Genomic DNA, 747 nt, shown 5'->3' on the forward strand with positions numbered 1-747 from the left:
TCTGCTCCTCACGTACTATCGTACGCTCCGGTGCTCGTTCGGTCGCTTCCTTGACCTACTCGCTTCTCATTGCTCTCATGTTTTCTGCTATTAGGTAGATGGTATTTTACTACTATCTACTTTAAATAGAGAATCTAAGATGGCGATTACTCGGTTTATTCTTGGTTTCTTCATATTATGATTTAGTTTTCAAAGAACAAAAAAGAAACGATAAATTCGTTTGGTGGAGCCTAGCGGGATCGAACCGCTGACCTCCTGCGTGCAAGGCAGGCGCTCTCCCAGCTGAGCTAAGGCCCCGTAAGGGTTTTATTTAATTAAAATATGGTGGGCCTAAATGGACTCGAACCATCGACCTCACGCTTATCAGGCGTGCGCTCTAACCAGCTGAGCTATAGGCCCTTCATTATAAATCGGCTAACGATTAGCTTCGTATCTCTGCGTCAACTTCCTCTCTCCGCTCCTCACGTACAGTTGTACGCTCCGGTGCTCGTTCGGTCGTTTCCTTGATCTACTCGCTACTCCTTACCCTTGGTTTCGGATAAAGATAAACTTCATATCTCTTTTACCCTATTTATCCTGAAGAATTGCTCCCTCAAAACTGAACAACAAACTCGTCAACAATCTGTGATGGAATATAAATTCCATTTTCCTTAGAAAGGAGGTGATCCAGCCGCACCTTCCGATACGGCTACCTTGTTACGACTTCACCCCAATCATCTATCCCACCTTAGGCGGCTGGCTCCAAAT

2 tRNA genes and 1 rRNA gene are annotated in these 747 nt (G+C 45.2%); all 3 read right to left on the reverse strand.

The features are described from left to right. Positions 1 to 221: 221 nt before the first annotated feature. Positions 222 to 297, reverse strand: a tRNA-Ala gene (locus ACTYA4_RS22075). A gap of 25 nt (positions 298 to 322) precedes the next feature. Continuing rightward, positions 323 to 399: transfer RNA gene (locus ACTYA4_RS22080), tRNA-Ile, on the reverse strand. A gap of 255 nt (positions 400 to 654) precedes the next feature. Beyond that, a 16S ribosomal RNA gene (locus ACTYA4_RS22085) occupies positions 655 to 747 on the reverse strand; the annotation flags it as partial.

The sequence above is a fragment of the Niallia yueguangensis genome (genome assembly GCF_052663115.1).